General features: G+C 70.3%; 11 protein-coding genes. All 11 read right to left on the bottom strand.

Features of this window, described 5'->3' with window-relative positions; genetic code table 11:
• Positions 1 to 25 precede the first annotated feature (25 nt).
• The 11 genes from ABGB08_RS44300 to ABGB08_RS44250 all read right to left on the bottom strand — a co-directional run bounded on the left by ABGB08_RS44300 (position 26) and on the right by ABGB08_RS44250 (position 15,596).
• The gene (locus tag ABGB08_RS44300; protein WP_347603537.1) at positions 26 to 229 is read right to left on the bottom strand and encodes a DUF5988 family protein; all 204 of its coding nucleotides are present in this window, start codon (positions 227 to 229) and stop codon (positions 26 to 28) included.
• 92 nt (positions 230 to 321) lie between these two features.
• On the bottom strand, positions 322 to 1,014 hold the full coding sequence (locus ABGB08_RS44295; protein WP_347603535.1) for a LuxR C-terminal-related transcriptional regulator: 693 nt from the start codon (positions 1,012 to 1,014) through the stop codon (positions 322 to 324).
• A 385-nt stretch (positions 1,015 to 1,399) separates the two neighbouring features.
• Positions 1,400 to 4,222, bottom strand: a complete 2,823-nt coding sequence (locus ABGB08_RS44290) for an AAA family ATPase (RefSeq protein ID WP_347603533.1) — start codon at positions 4,220 to 4,222, stop codon at positions 1,400 to 1,402.
• The gene (locus ABGB08_RS44285) at positions 4,215 to 6,941 is read right to left on the bottom strand and encodes a LuxR family transcriptional regulator (protein WP_347603531.1); all 2,727 of its coding nucleotides are present in this window, start codon (positions 6,939 to 6,941) and stop codon (positions 4,215 to 4,217) included. Before ABGB08_RS44285 ends, ABGB08_RS44290 begins: the two co-directional genes overlap by 8 nt.
• A 219-nt stretch (positions 6,942 to 7,160) precedes the next feature.
• A complete protein-coding gene (locus ABGB08_RS44280; RefSeq protein WP_347603529.1) occupies positions 7,161 to 8,612 on the bottom strand; it encodes a carboxyl transferase domain-containing protein in 1,452 nt (483 codons plus the stop codon).
• Between the two features lie 96 nt (positions 8,613 to 8,708).
• On the bottom strand, positions 8,709 to 9,332 hold the full coding sequence (locus ABGB08_RS44275; protein ID WP_347603527.1) for a DUF742 domain-containing protein: 624 nt from the start codon (positions 9,330 to 9,332) through the stop codon (positions 8,709 to 8,711).
• A gap of 207 nt (positions 9,333 to 9,539) precedes the next feature.
• On the bottom strand, positions 9,540 to 12,140 hold the full coding sequence (locus ABGB08_RS44270) for an AAA family ATPase (protein WP_347603525.1): 2,601 nt from the start codon (positions 12,138 to 12,140) through the stop codon (positions 9,540 to 9,542).
• On the bottom strand, positions 12,137 to 13,801 hold the full coding sequence (gene ptsP, locus ABGB08_RS44265; protein WP_347603523.1) for a phosphoenolpyruvate--protein phosphotransferase: 1,665 nt from the start codon (positions 13,799 to 13,801) through the stop codon (positions 12,137 to 12,139). Before ptsP ends, ABGB08_RS44270 begins: the two co-directional genes overlap by 4 nt.
• Positions 13,794 to 14,078, bottom strand: coding sequence for an HPr family phosphocarrier protein (locus ABGB08_RS44260; RefSeq protein WP_347603521.1), 285 nt, complete (start codon positions 14,076 to 14,078; stop codon positions 13,794 to 13,796). Before ABGB08_RS44260 ends, ptsP begins: the two co-directional genes overlap by 8 nt.
• 13 nt (positions 14,079 to 14,091) lie before the next feature.
• Positions 14,092 to 15,132, bottom strand: a complete 1,041-nt coding sequence (locus ABGB08_RS44255; RefSeq protein WP_347603519.1) for a zinc-dependent dehydrogenase — start codon at positions 15,130 to 15,132, stop codon at positions 14,092 to 14,094.
• A complete protein-coding gene (locus ABGB08_RS44250; RefSeq protein WP_347603517.1) occupies positions 15,132 to 15,596 on the bottom strand; it encodes a PTS sugar transporter subunit IIA in 465 nt (154 codons plus the stop codon). Before ABGB08_RS44250 ends, ABGB08_RS44255 begins: the two co-directional genes overlap by 1 nt.
• Between the last annotated feature and the right edge of the window lie 151 nt (positions 15,597 to 15,747).

Here is a 15,747-nt window from a genome sequence, read left to right as displayed (position 1 = left end):
CGTTTCGGGAACCGACCGGATACGCTTACTCGGCTATTTTGGTACGTTCGGACCATTGGAACACCGGGAGATTCTCTCCGTCGAGCTCCAGGAACTCACCGTTGTGCACGAAGTGCTCATACCCCGAGCCGAGGAGAATCTTCACCTTCTCGTAACCGTCGTCCGCCGGCCGAACCTGGCCGTATTTGAACTCCGGTCCACCGTCGAGCACGATTCTTGTACTGGTCACGATGACACCTCCCTAACAATGGCAGGCCTATGGCGAGGATGTGATCGGATCAAGCCATCGGATCAATGGCCTGTCACGTCGGCCACCTGGACCTATTTTACGAACTCGGGCAGCACCCGAGGCGGCCAGGAGCCGAGCCGGAAAATGCCCATGGAGTATGCCTTGGACACCAGGGCCGGGCGATTGCTGGCCTTCATCTTTCGCAGCAGCGTCGTCACGTGGTATTCCACACCGCCGCGGCTGAGATAGAGCATCGACGCGAGCTGCACGGTCGACACTCCCGCCGCGACCCCTTCGATGACGCGTGCTTCCATGGTGCTCAGCAACTTCTTCCGGCCGATCAGCAGGTCGTCTCGCTGCTCCCGGTCGGGCCGCACCAGCACCATGACGCTCTCGACATAGCCGGCCTCTCCGTGCAGCGCGAGGCCGGTCAGCTCACCCCCGAGCACCGTGTGGTCCGGCCGTACGGCGAGGACGCGCTCTTCGAACCGGGCGCGCTGGTGGTCCGTCAGCCGGGTGAACTGCTGTCCCATCTTGTCACGGACGCTCGGATGCAGCAGCTCGCAGAACGCCCGGCCACGGATGTCCGCCAGGGAACGGCCGAACTGCCGGGTGAATTCGAGATTCGCCTCGATTACCCTGGTCGCGTGGTCGAGACTCGCCACGCATATTCCGGGCTGGTCGAGGAATGAACGGTACTGACCTAGACTGTCATTGACTTCTTGACCAACCGGGAGAAATACCGGTTCCTCATCAATGAGGGCGGCTCCGACATCGATGCTCATCTGATGACCACTCTCCTCTGGTGACAGACGATGCTCTGTTAGCTTCGGAGCAACGATCGAATGATCTATTTGCATGATATTAACCCGCCCGAAACCAAGTCAACACAGATGCGGCACAAACGGTAAAAGACTGTGGTATGTAAGACGGTTGGTTCGGAGCTTGCGGTGCGGCCGTGCGGTCGCGTTCGGTACCGAACTCTCGCTGCTCATGACGGTTCGCGTCCGCGCCGCGGAAAAGCGGCGCCGGAGCAGGCCGGCAGGCCATTTAAAATTAAAGTATCGCAGATCGCGTGGGACCGGCGAACGGCGACGCCCGTCGCCGCCGGGGCGGTTCCGCGGCGGCCCCGCACCGCCGGAAAAGATAAAGGCGCGGCCTTTGTGTGGCCTATTCGCCAGTGTTCGGTGCGCTCAACTCTTCGATGAGCGCCGCCCGGCCACTCACCCCGAGCTTGCGATAGGTGCTCGTCAGACTCTTTTCGACGGCCCGGCGGGTCACACCGAGAGAATCGGCGATCTGCTGGTTCGTCCAACCCTGCAGTACGAAGGCGACGACCGTTTCCTCAGCCTTGGTCAGATCACCGCGTTCCGGCGCGACCAGCCGCAGCGCCGGCCCGTTCAATTCCGAATCCTCGTCGCCCTCGGCCCAGGAAACGCCCCGTTCCTGGGCGATCCGCCTGCCCTCGGAGCTGACCTCCGCCGCGCCGTCGGAACCTGTTTCGGCAAGCCTTCTGCCGAGGAGCGTGAGCGCCCGGGACAGCTCGATCCGATCCTCAGAACAGCGAAGCGTGTCGACGGCCCGGCGAAGGAGATCGACGCCCTCCGGACCCGGGGTGATCATGCCACGCAGCCGCAGCGCGCGGCCGCAGGCCGCGGGTGCGCCCCAGGCCCGGGCGAAGACGTGCTCCTCCTCGGCCAGCTCGGCCGCGAGCTGCGTGCGCCCGAGCCGGTGACTCACCGCCGCGGCCCACACCCGCCAGGGATACAGCGCCGTGTTCGTCCATCCGCAGCGCGACAACTGCTTGCCGCTGTCGAGGAACCTGTCCAGCGCGGCAGGCAGATCACCGCGTACCGTGTCCAGCATCCCCCGCACCATGCGATGCGCGACGAGCACGCGGAGGTCGCCGGTCTCCGGACTTGTCTGGATCACTCGCTCGCCCAGTTCGACGTCCCGTGTTTCGAGCGCGACCATGGCGAGCGTCCAGATGGACAGCGTCGTCGCCTCCGGCCAGGCCGGGTCGGCGTTGTCGAGCACGCTCAGCGCGGCGTTCTTCGCCTGGGCCAGCTGTCCCGACGCGCGAAGGACCGCGCTCCGCTCCGCGTTGACCAGCGCGGTGACGCCCTCGGGTGCCTGGCACTGAGCCTGGTCCCGCGCCGCGTCCAGCCACTGGGCCACCGGTGCCGCCGCGTCGGCGAGGACAAGGGCCGGGACCAGCAGGGGGAGGGCGGTGTAGGCGTGCCCGGCGCGCGGCGCCTCGCGCTCCAGGATCCGGGCGCCCAGGACGGAGATCTCACCGGCCGTGACCCCGCCGGCCACGGCCGCCGCGTACGCGAGCACGGCCAGCAGTTCACGCCCCGCACCGGTCGAGACCGGCGCATCCGCGCCGAACCCCCACAACCGGTCGGCCGCTCCACCTAGATGCGCGGGGTCCTGGAGACGGAGGTAGCGGGTACGGGCTTCCAGTCGCAGGGCGAGATCGCCCCGAGCGTACGCCGATCCGAGGTCGTGCAGCCGGCGCTCCGTGTCCTGAACGAGCGCGTCCAACGACGGGTTGACCGCGGCGAGCGCAGGCGGGATCCACAGTGCCGCCGCCGCGCGTTCCGTCGCCGAGGTGAGCATCGGCACGGCCTGCGCGATGTGCGTGACCGAGGACGCGAGGTCGAACCCCCGCTCGGCGGCGGCCAGGTCGACCAGGCGCCGGCCCCGGACCTCGCTGTCGGGCTGGCTGTGCAGCAGCGCGTGCCGGAGATAACGAACCGCCTCCCGCGCGTGGCCGCGTTCGAGCGCGGTGCCGGCGGCCGCCCGCAGAGTGTCGATCTCCCACGGCTCGTACCCGGAGGTGACCAGCAGGAGCTGGTCGGCGACATGCTCGGCCGGGTGCCCGGCGTTGTGCAGCAGCGCCGCCGCCCGGCGGTGCAGCAAGGTTCGCGTGTTGACGCTCATCGCCGATTCGATGCCGTGCCGCACGCTCTGGTGGACGAACCGCGGGGAGTCGCCGGGGGCGAGCAGCCCGAGGCGATCCAGGGTCTGCGTCGCGGACTTGTAGTCGATGCTGTCCAGGCCGGCGAGCTCGCTGATGAGCTCTGGCTCGGCCAGGTCTCCGAACACGACCATCGCCTGCGCGAGCTCCCGGACGATCGCGGGTTGGATGCTGAGGCAGAACATGCGCCGGTCGCGCAGGAGCGGCTGGCTCGCGTCGTGCAGCTCACCGGCCTGTGACGCGACCGGGTGGAAGCCGGCCGTGCGCAGGCCGCGAAGCATCGCGACCAGTGCAGCGGGGTTCCCTCCGGACGCCTGGTGGCAGGCCCGGGCGAAGTCGGGGTCGCACGGCTCCCCGAACTCCTCGCCGATCAACTGGCGCACTCCCCCGGTGGACAGCGGCATCGGGTACAGCGTGCGAGCCGCCGAGGCGGCGATCTCTCTGAGCAGCATCTGGTCGGAGACCGCGCATTCCTCCGACCACGCTCCGGCGACCAGAACGCGGGCGCCGCCCAGACGCTTGGCGAGGTACGCCAGCCAGCGCAGGGACAGCGGGTCCGCCCACTGGAGGTCGTCGACCATGATCAGCAGGGCTTGATCCTTGCTCAGATTGACGAGGAGCGAGTTCAGACCCTGCAGGATCGCCTCGTGCCCGAGCGACTGGTGGGAGCCGATGGACCATGACCCGCCGAAGAACATCTCCCGCACCATGCTCGCCCCGCCCCCGAAGCAGGCCGCCCAGAGGGCCTCCGGCGCTCCGGCCACGAGCGGTTCGAACAGCTGCTGGGCGATGCCGAAGGTGAAGTCCTGTTCGACCAGCGTGCCGCTGGCGCGAAGGACCCGCGCGTGCGGGGCGGCCGCGTCGGCGACGGAGCGCAGCAGGGCCGACTTGCCGACACCGGGCGAACCGATGACGACCATCATGGATCCGTCACCCGCCACGGCCTGGCGGAGCGCCTGTTCCGCGCGCGCCAGCTCCTTTCCGCGTTCCAGCAGCATGGAGTCAGTCACCCACGTTCCGCGCCGCCGGGATCGGGGCCAGGCGCGAGCCGAGCTCGTTCCGGCTGGTGACGGCGAGCTTGCGGTAGATCCCGGTCAGCCGCAGCTCCACGGTTCGCACGCTCACCGACAGGATGCTCGCGATGGAGGCGTTGGAGCGGCCCGCGGCGGCAAGGACGGCGATTCGTTCCTCCTGAGCGGTCAGCAGGGGTTTCGGCGTCGACGACCTTTCCGCGGCCTGGTGCCGGCTCGTATGGGTGAGTCCACCGGGAGGTATGGGGATCTTCCTCGTGGTCTCCAGCAGGCTCCGTGCCCTGGCGTAGGAGTCGTGCAACACCGAGTCCCGCAGCACCCGTACGGCGTGTTCGAGTTCGCTCATGGCCTCGGCGCCGCTCAGCACGCGCGAGGCGCACAGATGCGCCAACCCCAGCGTGCCGGGGGCGCCCCACGCCCGCGCCCGCTCGACGGCCTCCACCGCCAGCTGTCTGGCGGTCGCGCCGTTCCCGCAGGCGCTGTGCGCCGCGGCGGCCACCGATCGCCAGGACAGCACCGCGGGATTCGTCCACCCCCTGGACAGCAGGACACGCCCGCACTCGTTGATGTCGCGCAGCGCGGCCTCCGGATCGGCCAGTTCCATGTGCACACTGGCCCGCGCGTACAGCAGCATCGCCCAGGCCGAGCCCTGGTCCGCCCCGGCCGGCAGCTCCTGAGCCAGCGCTTGCTTGGCCTCCTCCACCGACTGGCCGGCCAGGTGCAGGCGTGCCTCCATCGCGATGAAGTACGGAACCACGCGCGGGTGCCACGAGGTGAGCGGCAGCTCCGCCCGTGCCGCCTCGAAGTCCGCCACCGCCTGCCCGAGGTTACCCCGCCGCAGCTCGCATCGGCTGCGCTGGATCAGCGCCAGCGCGGCCGACGCCCGCGCGCCACAACGCCGGGCGTCGGCCAGGACCTCGTCCAGACCGATCACCGCCTCGGCCACCTCATCGGCCAGGCACAGCGCCCTGGCCGCGTGAATCCTCGGCCCGAACGGCTGGTTCTCGCCCTTGAGCCGGAAGGCCGCCCTGGCCAGTTCCCGCGCCCGGGACAGGTGCCGGCCGCGGGCGGCCAGCAGCCAGGCCGCGACGCCCGCCGGCACCGGATCTCCCGACCGGTCGGACGGGTCCGGGAACGACCGCCCGGGCAGCACCGGGTCGGTCGTGCACTCGTTCTCCGCCAGCCAGCCGATGGCCGCCAGCGATCCGACGTCCGCCCCGCCGCCCTCCCGCCGCGCGTAAGCCGTCGCGACAGCGCGGTACGTGGCGGACGCGTCGCCCCTCGAGTTGAGCAGATCGGCCGCCTGCACGAGCACCGAGACCGGCACCTCGGGCCCGCTGTTCAGCAGCACCTGCTGTAATCGCCGGTCGCTCGTCGCGGGGCTGCGGCCCGCCTCCGTCATCGCGAGCTCGATGAGCAGCCGCTGCCGTTGCTCGCCCTCCACCGGCTCCCGCAGCGCGCGGCCGAGCAGGGCGGCGGCACCCTCGTGATCATCATCGAGACGACGCCGCCTGGCCACCCGGCGCAGCAGGTTCACCACCCAGCCGGCACCGACCGGCGGAGCATTGAGCAGCAACCGGGCCAGCCGGTCCTCCGGAATCACCGCCCGGTACCCGAGCTCGACCGAGCGCGTCGCCAGCGCCTGCCGCTCTCCGGCGTCCATCCCGGCCAGCGCCGTGTCGGCGATGAGGGGGCTGACCGGCCGCGGATGCTCTCCGCCGGTCACCAGATCCAGTCGCAGGAGGAAGGACATCGCCTGCTCAGGAGACATCGCCCTCGGCGCCGCCAGGGACGTGAGCAGCTCGAAACCGAGGCCGCCCTCGCAGACCGCTATCACGCGGAGCAGCGCGAGGGCGTCCGCGGGCAGGCGGGAGAGGGAGCCCGCCACCCGATCGCCGGTCACCTCGGCGGCCCGCTCCAGCAGGACCGGGACATACCGTGCGAGCGGCGGCAGGGAGGCCAGCGCGAAATGGTCGAGTACGGCGAGCAGGACCGCCGGACTGCCCGCCGTGGCCTCGGTGGCGGCGGTCACGAATGCTCCGTCGACAGGCCCGGCGTACCGGGAGGCGATCACCTGCCGGACCCCGCGCTCGGACAGCGGCGGCACGTGCACAACGCTGTGGGCCACCGGTCCCGGCTCGGTGGCCAATCCGGCGGCAACGCCTTGGGCGAGTGTGCTGGCCTGAACCAGGAGTATCGGAACATCGCGCAGCCGGTGTGCCATGGCCGCCAGCCACGCCTTCGATTCCCCGTCGGCCCACCGGGCATCGTCCAGGGCGATCAGCAGCGGGTGCTTCCGGGCGAGCGCCGCGAACGCCCCGCAGAGCGCCGGGATCAAGGTCGTGACCGCCTGCTCTTCCGCCCATAATCGCCGCGACGAGGCCAGATATCCGGCGCCGGTCAGCCCAGCGGTGATCTGCGAGACCACGCCGAAGCGGAGATCGGCCTCAGCGGGCGAGCAGCGGGCGAGGACGGCCGGCAATCCGGCCTCCCTGGCGCGTGCGACAGCCGCCCTGAGCAGGGCGCTCCTTCCCGTGCCCGGCTCTCCGAGCACGGTCACCAGGCCAGACCGTCCGAGCTGGAGCTCGGTCACCTGCCTGCCCAGCCGATGTATCTGATCTTCCCGCTCGGCCAGGAACTCCGGTGCTTCGGAGAGCTCGGTTACGACCGCGTCAACCCCGCGGGCTGGCAGAAGCATTGTGCCCGTCGGCTCCGCCGGCCCACTTGTGACCCCGATTCCGACTGCATGTCCACTTCCGCTGGGCATTTCCGCACCTCAAATCGACGATGCATGCGCCTGAAGCTCAAGCACCCCAATCGCCTAATGAGCAAACTTTAATCATCTACTGTTTTGTTTGCAAGCATTTGGGCGTTGGTTTGTATGTGGTCTCCTTTGTTTACCTGTGATCCTGCCTGCTCACAGCGGGATATTGGTGTGACGGCCCCGGCGCGCCGGAGCGGCGGCCAGCACCTCGCCGAGCCGCGACCGGGTCCACGCCGGATCGATCACGTCGTCGACAACGCCCATGCTCACCGCCCTGGCCACGCCCCCCGCGTTCCTTTCGTGCTCAACGGCCAGGCGGGACAGCAGCTCCTCGCGCTCGTGCTGCGCCACGGCGGCGAGCTGCTTGCGGTGCAGGATCTCCACCGCCGCCTTCGCCCCCATGATCGCCACCTCGGCCTCCGGCCACGCGAGCACGGCGGTGGCGCCGAGCGAGCGGGAGTTCATCGCGATGTAGGCGCCACCGTAGGACTTGCGCGTGACCAGCGTGACCCGCGGAACGCTGGCCTCGGCGAACGCGTGCAACAGCTTCGCGCCCCGGCGGACCACGCCCTCCCATTCCTGGCCGACGCCGGGCAGGTAACCGGGAACGTCGACCAGCACGAGCAGGGGCACGCCGAACGAGTCGCACATCCGGACGAATCTGGACGCCTTTTCCGCAGACAGCGAGTCGAGGCAACCGCCCTTGCGCAGCGGATTGTTGGCGATCACCCCTACCGTCCGCCCGGCGAGCCGGCCAAGCCCGATCACCATGTTCGGCGCCCACTTGGGCTGTAACTCGATGAATCCAGAGGCTCCGTTCTCCTCTTTCGGGTTCTCCTCGTCCAGAATCGCCTTGACCAGCGGGCGCACGTCATACGCGCGCCTGGGCGAGTCGGGGAGCAGGTGGCGCAGTGGCTTCTCCTCCCGCACCGAATCCACGTCCACGAATCCCGGCTTCGCCAGCAGCGTGACGAGCTGGCGGGCGCGGGTGAAGGCGGCCTCCTCGGAACCCGCGGCGATGTGGGCCACTCCGGACTTCTGGCCGTGCGCGACCGGCCCGCCCAGGCTTTCCATGTCGATCTGCTCGCCGGTCACCGACCGTACGACGTCCGGGCCGGTGACGAAGATGCGGGCGGCATCAGACATGATCACGATGTCGGTCAGCGCCGGGCCGTACGCCGCGCCGCCCGCCGCGGGGCCGAGTACCACCGACAGTTGCGGGATCTCGCCCGAGGCACGGACCATCGCGGCGAACATCTCCCCGATCCCGTGCATCGCCGAGACGCCTTCACCGAGCTTCGCGCCACCGGAGTGCCACACGCCGATCACCGGGCAGCGTTCGTGCACCGCGAGATCGATGGCCTTGACGATCAGCGGGCACTCGTCGATTCCGATCGCGCCGCCCTTCAGGGTGGCGTCGGTGCAGTAGACCACCACTTTCGCACCGTTGATCCGCCCATAAGCGACCACCACCCCGACGCCGTCACGCCGGTGGATGATCTCAAGTGAGCCGGGATCCACCAGCCGTGACATCCGGACCGCCGGCACGCGGTGATCAAGGCTCGGCTCGTCTCGGTCCACCACGGCCAGTGTGGGAAGTGTCATCGCTCACCTCTGCGAATCGCCCGTTTTCCGAGTCGCAAGTGAACCAGGAGCGGTGCCGAGGAAAACCCTAGTTTTGGCCGGTGCCCACGCCTCCCGTCAGACCAGCCTGCGCAGCCCTTCGTACACCCGTATGATCAACTCGAGCGAGGGCTGGCCGTCGACCTCTGGGGGCGGCGGCGCCTTCAGCAGGTTCCAGCCGATCGCATCGCCGATCAGGACGAAGGCCGCCCCGATCGGCACCCTGAGGCGAGCCGCGATCTCGACTACGGGCGTGGGCCGCTGGCACATGTCGAAGATCTGGCGATATTCCTCAGACAGCGTGGAGCTGTGGGCGGTGATGGCGCCCTCGGGCGTCAGCGAGATCAGCGAGTCGATGCGCAGCAGGTCATCACGGTGGGTGGGGCCCCCGGCGAGGGCGAGAACGTACGGCCGCAGTTCGATCGGCCGCTGGTGCTGCACGAGGTCCGCGGTGGCGTCTCCGCCCCGCGCGTCGTCCGGCACCACGGCGTCCAGCACCACGGCGTCCAGCACCTCGTGGTCCGGCACCTCGCCGTCCAGCACCTCGCCGTGCAGCACGTCGTCGTCTGGCACGTCTTCGATGGGCTTGGGCAGGAACTGGTGCTCGGCCCAGGTCTTGTAGTCACCCCAGCCGCCGAAGGCGAGTGGGTGAAACTTCGGTCCGTCGGCGCTTCGCCGTCGTCGCCTCCTGTGGGCGGACATCGGGGGGATTTCACCTGCTCTCGAAAGATCGTCCGATATCAGCTCGAAACCGATATCGAACTCGCGCGACAGTGGGAGGTGAGCATGCTGTTGAGATCACCTCCCACCGTCACCCCCGCGATTCCGTCGCGCGGTCGTCACTACTGCCAAGGTCTGCTGATTGTCTCCGTCAATTCCTAGGCATTTGCGCAGTCTTCACAGAATCCGTCACCCGGCTGTTGGCGTGTTCCGGCCCACCTTCCTGAGCAAGTCCAGCGCCCGCCCCAGGTCCGTGCGGCCGCTCACGTCCAGCTTCCTGAAGACGCTGGTCAGGTGGATCTCGACGGTGCGCACCGCGAGGCGCAGGGCGTGGGCGATCTCCCGGTTGGTGGCGCCGGCCGCCGCGAGTTCCGCGACGCGCCGCTCTCCCGTGGTCAGCACATCCTTGACGCCGCCGACCCCCTGGTTCATCCAGCCGCCCGCGGCGACCAGCCGATCGCGCGCCCGCGCGGCCAGCGCGCTGAACCCGCACCGCACCGACAGGTACACGGCCTGGCGGAAATGCCTGCGGGCGCCTTCGCGATCGTGCCTTCGCAGCAGCGCCTCGCCGAGCAGGCTTTCGGCCCGGACCCGATACCAGCGCGCCGAGGTGCCCGCCAGCGTCTCCGCCGACTCGGCGAGCAGGTCCACCCCCTCGCTCCCTTCAGTGATCGCCCCCCTCGCCAGCAGCGCGAATCCCCGGCCGGAGGCGTCGCCCCAGTCCGCGGCGAGTCGCTCACCATGCTCGACGAACTCCTCCGCCTCGTTCCGGCGGCCCAGGTCGGCGAGCACGCAGGCCGCGTCCAGCCACCACGGCATGAATTTCGGATTCCTGACGCCGGCATCGGCCAGCAGCGCGCCGCAAGCCGTCAGTGCCGACAGCGCGCCTTCGAGGTCACCTCGCGACGCCGCCAGGTGCGACCTCGTCATCAGCACCCATGGGTAGTCGAGGAAGGACTCCGTCACGTCCAGCGCGGGCAGCCGCCTCAGCACGGAAGCGGCCTGGTCGATGTCGCCGCGCTGGACGAGCACCGCCGCCAGGGCCGCCCGTGACGCCGAGACGCCTTTCGACCACGACCGCTCATCCGCCAGCTCGACGGCACGTGTCGCGTCCGCCAGGGCCGCGTCGAGCTCGCCCGCGTCGCCCAGGATCCGCGACCGCGTGGACAAGGCCATCATCCAGACCCAATCGTCGCCATGCTCGGTGGCACGCGCGATTATCGGGTCCATGGCCTGAACCGCTTCCTCAACCTTGTCCGCGAGCGAGAGTACGCAGGCGGCAGGGCCCAATGCCCAGATACCATCCCCACCACTCAGGGCCCGGCGGGCCAGCGCGACGCAGACCTCGGCCGAGGAGCCGGACATCGCCCAGATCATCGATCGCATGGCGAGCGACTCGCGCTCGCCCGCGGCGGGCGCCTCCGGCACCCCCATCGCCAGCACGTGCTCGGGGATCACCTTGCCGGACCGGCGCCTGCCTCCGACCATCGACAGAGCCGACCAGACCAGCTTCCGCAGCTCGTGATTGTCGGCGACCACGCCGTCGAGTTCCGGCACGCTGTCGCTTGGATCGTCGTGCCCGATCAGCCGCGCGAAGTCGGCCTGCGCGTCGATGTCGGCGGGATCGGCCACCACCATCCGGCCCAGGTAATGCGCCGCCGTCCCCAGCGACCCGTCCCGTTCGGCACTGCGCGCCGCCTCCCGAAGCGCGTCCCGCATCCAGGGCTCGGGAAGCCTGGGCAGCAGCGCCAGCTGCGCGCCGACCTCCTCGACCGGCCGGCCGCTGTCGTTGAGCAGCCGGGCGGCCCGGCTCCGCCACCGGTCGAGCGTGCCGGCCGGCATGGCGCTCAGCACCCTGGTGCGTACCTGATCGTCGGTCAGCTCCGCCAGGCCGGCGTGGATGATCCCCTCGTCGCGCAGGATGTCGATCGCGGCGGCTACCAGCGGCTCCGAGACCCCGCACAGCATGCCCGCCAGTTCCTCGTCGGCCTGCCCCAGCACGGCGAGGGCCTCCACGACCTTGCGCACGTACTCGGGCTGCCGGTCGAGCGTCGCCAGCAGGTGCCCGGCGAAGAGTTCGGCGCCGAGCTCATGGGCCCTGAGCTCGCCCCGGGCATCAGCAGGTACGCCCTGCTCGCTCAGGCGTGCGAACAGCCGTACGAGAAGTGCGGGATTGCCACGGCAAACGCCGTGGCACACCCGGACGAACGGCTTCTCCGGTACGGCGTCCCACCACTGCCGGGCCAGCTCTCCCGCGTCCTCCCCGAGCAGTGCCCCGAGGTCGATGGTGCGGTGTCCGCGCGCGGCGACGCCGGGCACCGCCTGTCGCCAGTTCACCAGGCCGGAGCGGTGCTGGGCGAGCAGGACGAGCAGCGGAAGGTGGTGCCCGCGGTTCATCAGGAAGTCCAGCCAGGCCAGCGACTCTTCGTCACACCATTGCGTGTCGTCGAGCATGATGGCCACCGGTCCCGACGCGGTCGCCTTGGTGACCCGCCGGAGCAACCGGTGGGACAGCGGCACAGCGGTGCTCTCGGCGTGCGGCGGCGCCCCGCCGAACAGGCTTTGCGCGGCGTGCCAGGGCAGGCGGGCCCCGGCGGGCGAGCAGGCGCCGCGCAGAATCGTCGCTCCCACGCGCCGGGCGTGCCGCTCCAAGGCGTCCAGCAAAGCGGTCTTGCCGGACCCCGCCGGACCTCGCATCAGGATCATGCGCGCCGGCCCTTGTGCGGCCTTGTCCAGCCCGGACAGCAGCGTGCGTAACTCCGCTTCCCTGCCCACCAGCCTGGCGCTCACCAGCCCTCCCGCACTGCCCTTCGTGCTTCGTCGGGGTCACGGGCCGCCAGGGCGAGTTCGGCGTTGTGCCGGCACTGGGCTAGGGAGTGACGGGCGAGGGCATCCCGTACGGCGGGCACGCTCCGGGCCGACATGGACAGGCTCGTGACGCCGAGCCCGACCAGGACGGTGGCCAGTAACGGGTCGGCGGCGGCCTCTCCGCAGACTCCCACCGGCTTGCCCACGGCACGCCCCGCCTCGGCGCACTGCGCGATCAGGTAGAGGAGGGCCGGCTGCCAGGAGTCGAGCAGGTCGGCGAGGTCGCCGTGCTGGCGGTCCGCGGCGAAGGTGTACTGGCTGAGATCGTTGGTGCCGATGCTCAGGAAGTCCACCTCGTCGAGCAGCCGGCGGGCGTGCAGAGCCGCGGCCGGAACCTCCACCATGGCGCCGACGTTGGCGAGTCCCCGGGACCGGGCCCGTCGCGCGAAGTCGGCCGCCTCCCCTGGCGTGGTGACCATGGGCGCCATCACCCACGGTGAGGCGTCACTCGCGGCGGCGGCCTCGGCGATGGCGTCGAGCTGGGCGTCGAGCACGTCCGGCTGGCGGCGCGACACGCGGAGCCCCCGGACCCCCAGCGCTGGGTTGATCTCGTCGGCGAGGCCGAGGAAGGGCAGCGGCTTGTCCGTGCCGGCGTCCAGGGTCCGCAGGACGACCTGCGCGCCGGGAAAGGCTCGCAGGACCGCCGCGTACGCGCTGGTCTGCTCCTCATGCGTGGGGGCCGTGCGACGGTCGAGGAAGAGGAACTCGGTGCGGAAGAGACCGACGCCCTCCGCGGCCACGCCGGCCTGGAGATCCGCCACGGATCCGATGTTCAGCAGCAACTTGACCGGATGCCCGTCGGCGGTCCGGCCCGGGCCGCTCGCCGTGCCCAGCCGGTCGCGCTCGGCGAGAGCTTGCCGCTGGATCTCACCGGCCGCCTCCTCGCCGATGTCGGTGCCGACCTCGCCGGTGTCGCCGTCGACGGACACCCACGTCCCGTCGGCGATGCCGGTGGCGCCATGGCACGCCACCACCGCGGGCAGCCCGAGGGCCCGCGCGAGGATGGCGGTGTGGCTCGTCGGCCCGCCCTTCTCCGTGACCAGGGCGAGCACGACGCCGGGATCGAGATTCACGGTGTCGGCGGGCGCGAGATCGTCAGCCGTCAGGATGAACGGGTGGCCCGGCGAAGGGACGCCCGGCATCGGCAGGCCGAGGGCGGCCGCGACGGCGCGGTTCCTGATGTCGTCGAGATCGCTCGCGCGTTCCGCGAAGTAGCCGCCCGCGGACAGCAGCATCTGGCGATGGTGGGCGCACGCGGTGTCGATCGCGTGCGCTGCGTCCATCCCCGCTCTGACCTGCTCATCGACCGACTCGCGCAGCATGGGGTCAGCCGCGATCGCGGCCTGCGCCTCCAAGATGTCGCGGGCCGCCGGATCGGCCGCTTTCGCCGCCCGTTGGGCCAGCTCCGCCGCGGCCTCCTCCAGCCCCAGCACCGCCCGGGCTATCTCCGCGACCGTGTCCGTGACCGGGACGGGGTTCGGCAGCAGCGGCGGGCCCGCCATCCGGTACACCCGGCCCGCGGCGCGGCCGGGGCTGATGCCCAGGCCGCGCAGCGTCTCGGCGGCCGGCACCGGCTCAGGCATCGGGCACCGTCTCGGCGTCCAGGTCCTGGGCGAGCAGTTCGGCGAGGGACGCCAGCACCGCGTCCGCGTCCGGCCCTTCCGCGTTAAGGGTGACCTCGGTGCCGTGCCCGGCGCCGAGTGACAGCACGGCCAGGATGCTGTTGGCGGGGACCGGCTTGCCGTCACCCACCCGGATGCGCACGGCCACCCCCTGCCGCGCCACCGCCTCCACGAAGATCTTGGCGGGGCGCGCGTGCAGACCGGACCGCGAGGCGACGGCCACTGTCCTTTCCGGCATCTGCGGACTCCTTTCAGGGCTCGATGGTCACCTTGATCGCGGCGCCACGACTCACGATGTCGATGGCGTCCAGGACCTCCGCGAGGGGGAGGCGATGCGTGATCAGGTCGGACACCGGCACCGCGCCCTCGGCGATGAGCTGGAGCGCTCGCGCGTTGTGTGCCGGGCTGGACCCGTTGGCGCCGACGATCGTCAGCTCTCGGTAGTGCACCAGGTTGGAGTCGACCGAGATGATCGGGTCGTCCTTGGGCAGGCCTCCGAAGAAGCTGATGCGCCCCTGGCGTGCCGCCATCTGCAGCGCCTGCTGCTGGGCGATTCCGGAGGCGGCGGCGGTGATGACGACGTCCGCTCCCCTGCCTCCGGTCAGCTTCAGCACCTCGTCCACGGCGTCTGTGTCACCGGCGCAGATCGTGGCGTCCGGCCGGACCAGACCGGCCGCCATCGCGAGCCGGTCGGCGTTGAGATCGGCGAGGAACACCCTCCCGGCGCCGCGCGAGCGGGCCAGCCGGACGTGCAGGCAGCCGATGGGGCCCGCCCCCATGACGACCACGTCGTCGCCCTCGCCGACCCGGGCCAGTTCCTGGCCGTTCAACACGCAGGCCAGCGGCTCGGCCACCGAAGCCTCGGCGAAGCCGAGCCCGTCGGGGATGCGGTTGAGACCGTTCACGGCGAGCACCTTGGCCGGCACGATCATGTACTGGGCGAAACCACCCTCGTAGTGGTAGCCCATCGACTCCTGGTTCGGGCATACCGTCATGTGGCCGCGGCGGCATTCCTCGCACCGGCCGCACGGGATCGCGGCGATCACCTGCACCCGGTCGCCCGGTTCCCACCCGGTCACGCCCTCGCCGACGCCGGCGATCTCGCCGGCGATCTCGTGGCCCATGACCCTGGGCGGCCTGATGTGATGGTGGCCGTGCTTGTAGATCTTGACGTCCGTGCCGCAGGTCGAGCAGTTGCGGACACGGATCTTCACCTCACCGGCGCCCTCGACGGGCTCCGCAACGTCCTCGATGCGGATGTCGCCGGGAGCGTGGAAACGGGCGACCTTCACTAGGGAGCTTCCTCTCTTGAGGGTTGCAGCAGGTCAACGACCGCGGAGATCTCCGTCGCGTCCCGCAGGGCGCGGGCGCTGTCCGGATCGAGCAGGATCTGGGCGAGCTCCGCCAGGAGCCGCACATGGCCGTCGCCCCGCGCCGCGATGCCGACGCAGACGGTGACCTGCTCGCCGTTCCAGTCGACGCCGTCGGGGAAGCGCAGCACGCAGATCGCGTCATGGTGGACGGCGTCCTTGGCCGCGAGGGTGCCGTGCGGGATGGCCACACCCTCGCCGACGTAGGTGGAGATCGAGCGCTCTCGCTCGATCATGGCGTTGATGTATCTCTCGTCCACGGCGCCCACGTCGACGAGGGCCTGTCCGCACTGGCGGATCGCCTCATCGCGGCTGTCCGCGACGGCGGTGAGGCGGACGGCCCGCGGATCGAGAGGGAGCGGGGCCGTGCCGGGCCGGTCAGCCATCGATGGTGCCGCCGTTCTTGAGTACCGTCACCAGCCTGGTCACCGCCGGATCACCGATGAAAATCTGGAACGGCACCAGCACCACACCCGGAGCGCTCACCCGGGCCCGTTCCGCCAGCCCGACATGACTGACGATCACATCGGCGTCCTC

This window comes from Acrocarpospora sp. B8E8 (assembly GCF_039871605.1).
Taxonomy (GTDB): Bacteria; Actinomycetota; Actinomycetes; order Streptosporangiales; family Streptosporangiaceae; genus Acrocarpospora; species Acrocarpospora macrocephala.
Note: the sequence above shows the minus strand (reverse complement) of the source record. Positions and strands in the feature narration are given on the sequence as shown.

Coding starts and splice junctions, on each gene's coding strand:
- ABGB08_RS44295 (WP_347603535.1), bottom strand. CDS start 1,014: ATGAGCATCGATGTCGGAGCCGCCCTCATTGATGAGGAACCGGTATTT.
- ABGB08_RS44285 (WP_347603531.1), bottom strand. CDS start 6,941: ATGCTTCTGCCAGCCCGCGGGGTTGACGCGGTCGTAACCGAGCTCTCC.
- ABGB08_RS44280 (WP_347603529.1), bottom strand. CDS start 8,612: ATGACACTTCCCACACTGGCCGTGGTGGACCGAGACGAGCCGAGCCTT.
- ABGB08_RS44260 (WP_347603521.1), bottom strand. CDS start 14,078: ATGCCGGAAAGGACAGTGGCCGTCGCCTCGCGGTCCGGTCTGCACGCG.
- ABGB08_RS44250 (WP_347603517.1), bottom strand. CDS start 15,596: ATGGCTGACCGGCCCGGCACGGCCCCGCTCCCTCTCGATCCGCGGGCC.
- ABGB08_RS44275 (WP_347603527.1), bottom strand. CDS start 9,332: ATGTCCGCCCACAGGAGGCGACGACGGCGAAGCGCCGACGGACCGAAG.
- ptsP (WP_347603523.1), bottom strand. CDS start 13,801: ATGCCTGAGCCGGTGCCGGCCGCCGAGACGCTGCGCGGCCTGGGCATC.